Source organism: Methanolobus sp., assembly GCF_016278385.1.
GTDB lineage: Archaea > Halobacteriota > Methanosarcinia > Methanosarcinales > Methanosarcinaceae > Methanolobus.
In genome coordinates, this window is the sequence record NZ_JADQBY010000007.1 from 1 (window position 1) to 2,551 (window position 2,551).

The window sequence follows — 2,551 nt, forward strand, 5'->3', positions numbered from 1 at the left end:
TTTGCGCGTTAATTGATTGGATAAGATATTTATCTTGTCTTATCCGACAGTCTCTAATCCAATGATTAATTCGCTCAATTCTTCCTTCTGCACTGATAACAGCATCAGAAGGTAGAGATATTGTAGGATTGATATTCAAATAGTTCCAGATATCCGCATAGTTATTGAACGAATCATATGCGCCATCCAAAACATACGAATCAGCTTCAAGATTCAATTTAATTAAGAATTCAATATGCTGTCTTAATTCAGGAGAGTCATGAGCTAACCCCTTGTATACGTCATGTATAACGGAAAAACTCCTATCAATGTGATGTGAGCTTTATCCATTTTACATCCATAGTGAGGATTATAATCACTATGTTTATCGTATCTTGAGGCTTTAAGAGGTGTGGAATTTGTTTTTAGATCTCTGGCTTTAATGAGTCCGATGATTCTCTCAGCTATCATCCCCATAATATGTTGAAGTCCTTCTGTTCCTAACCTGTTTTTCACAAAATAATGAAGTTTTGACCCTGTGGGCAAAGAAATATCACCATCATCATTAACAAAATGAAGAAGCAAAGCTTCTTCATCTGAAAGAGATGAGATTGTTTTGTTGAACGAAAGATTTCTGAAACATTTGACAATAGTGAGTTTTATCATAGAAGAAATACAATATTTAGTTTTATATAATTGAAATGAAAACAATTACGTTTGAAATGGAGTTGATATGCTATTTAAGCCAGCAGTAGTTAACTATAAAACAATTGACGATATATTTTTAGGTACAGTTGTTGATTTTTGGGAACTAATATGGGGTATAGAGAATTCAGCAATTGATTTAAAATTTAAGCTTCTTCTGTCAATGAGCAATGTCATAGGCTCTTCAAGATTAGACAAGCTACAAAAGAGCTAATAAAAGCTTATTCATTTGGTGTCACAGTAGAAGAATTGAAAAACAAAATAAATAATTTTATAAAGGAGTGGGTCAATCAATGAAAAAGCAAGTAAAAAATAATGTATCTTGGGTAGGTAAAGTAGATTGGGAACTAGAAAAATTTCATGGAGAAGAATATTCCATAGATAAAGGTTCCACATATAACTCTTACTTGATCGAAGAAGAAAAAACTGTTTTAATTGATACTGTTTGGGCACCTTTTGCAGGAGAATTTGTAGAAAATCTAGCCAATGAAGTGGATTTAGAAAAGATCGATTACATCATCGCAAACCATGGAGAGGTAGACCATAGTGGTGCCCTTCCAAAGTTAATGAAACTCATTCCTGACACACCCATTTATTGTACAGCAAATGCTGTTAAATCTATAAAAGGGCAATATCATGAAGACTGGAATTTTAAAGTAGTGAAAACCGGGGATTCAATAGAGATAGGAAATGGGAAATCACTTGTGTTCGTTGAAATGGCAATGTTACACTGGCCAGATAGTATGGCAACCTATCTTACTGAAGACAATATTCTTTTTAGCAATGATGCTTTTGGACAGCATTATGCAACTGAAAAATTATATAATGATTTGGTGGATCAATGTGAACTTTATGAAGAATCCATTAAATATTTTGCAAATATTTTAACACCTTTTAATGTAATATTAAGAAAAAAATTAGACGAGATTATCGCTTTAAATTTACCGATATATATGATTGCCACAAGTCACGGTGTTATTTGGCGAGATAATCCTATGCAAATTGTTGAAAAATACACTCAGTGGGCAAATGATTATCAAGAAAATCAAATTACCATTATTTATGATACTATGTGGAATGGCACAAAAAAATTAGCTGAAAAGATTGCAGAAGGAATAAACTTAGCAGATTCAGATGTTGTTGTTAAACTTTATAATGTCACTAAAAATGATGAAAATGATATGATTACTGAAATCTTTAAATCAAAAACTGTTATTATGGGATCTCCTACTATTGGAAGCAATATTTTACATTCAATGGCAGGCTTTATTCATCTTGTAAAAATCATGAAATTTAAAAATAAAAAAGCTGCAGCATTTGGTTGCTACGGCTGGAGTGGGGAATCAGTAAAAATACTTAATGGGTTAATGAAAGATGCTGGTTTTGAAGTAATTTCAGAAGGATATAAAAATCAATGGAATCCTGATTTAGATGCAGAAAATGAAGCAATAGAATATGGTAAAAAATTAGCCACTCTATAATAATGAAATGCAAGGTAAAATATTTACGAACAATAGTAAAACTGTGAAGATTTATAGATAAGTACAGTTTTCACTTGTTCATAAGCTCCACAGCTTTTTTTCTATTCCATTTCTCACAAGACTATTGTAAATCATGTTCTATAAATTATATTAGAATATAATATTATTTTTTATAGGTCATAATTCATTCAATACTTCAAAAACAAAGCGAGAAAAGAGTAGTATTTATAGTTTTGATATACATTCTATAGAGGATTTCGATTAACCTGGAAATTCAGTAATCTGTATATATAGCTCTTATAAGCAATTGGTAAAAAATGGAGGTTTATCGAGAGGTTATCTAATCAGCTCCCAACCTCTTCCATTCTAATTAGACAAAACATTTT

Annotated in this window: 3 protein-coding genes and 1 pseudogene; 2 read left to right on the forward strand and 2 right to left on the reverse strand. The window is 31.2% G+C overall.

The annotated features are described in order from the left end of the window. Both QZZ23_RS03515 and QZZ23_RS03520 read right to left on the reverse strand, forming a co-directional pair. Nucleotides 1-217, reverse strand: a pseudogene (locus tag QZZ23_RS03515) (hypothetical protein); the annotation flags it as partial. Between the two features lie 47 nt (nucleotides 218-264). After that, complete coding sequence (locus tag QZZ23_RS03520) at nucleotides 265-645, reverse strand: hypothetical protein (protein ID WP_292466880.1); 381 nt, start codon at nucleotides 643-645, stop codon at nucleotides 265-267. Between the two features lie 67 nt (nucleotides 646-712). Here QZZ23_RS03520 and QZZ23_RS03525 point away from each other — a divergent pair, with 67 nt between their 5' ends. Further along, complete coding sequence (locus QZZ23_RS03525) at nucleotides 713-898, forward strand: hypothetical protein (protein ID WP_292466881.1); 186 nt, start codon at nucleotides 713-715, stop codon at nucleotides 896-898. A gap of 79 nt (nucleotides 899-977) precedes the next feature. Then, nucleotides 978-2,165: an anaerobic nitric oxide reductase flavorubredoxin gene (locus tag QZZ23_RS03530; RefSeq protein ID WP_292466882.1), complete on the forward strand. Its 1,188-nt coding sequence runs from the start codon at nucleotides 978-980 to the stop codon at nucleotides 2,163-2,165. Nucleotides 2,166-2,551 lie beyond the last annotated feature (386 nt).

Bases quoted from the DNA above. Each gene is read 5' to 3' on its own strand.
- QZZ23_RS03530 (WP_292466882.1), top strand. From the start codon at position 978: ATGAAAAAGCAAGTAAAAAATAATGTATCTTGGGTAGGTAAAGTAGAT.
- QZZ23_RS03520 (WP_292466880.1), bottom strand. From the start codon at position 645: ATGATAAAACTCACTATTGTCAAATGTTTCAGAAATCTTTCGTTCAAC.
- QZZ23_RS03525 (WP_292466881.1), top strand. From the start codon at position 713: ATGCTATTTAAGCCAGCAGTAGTTAACTATAAAACAATTGACGATATA.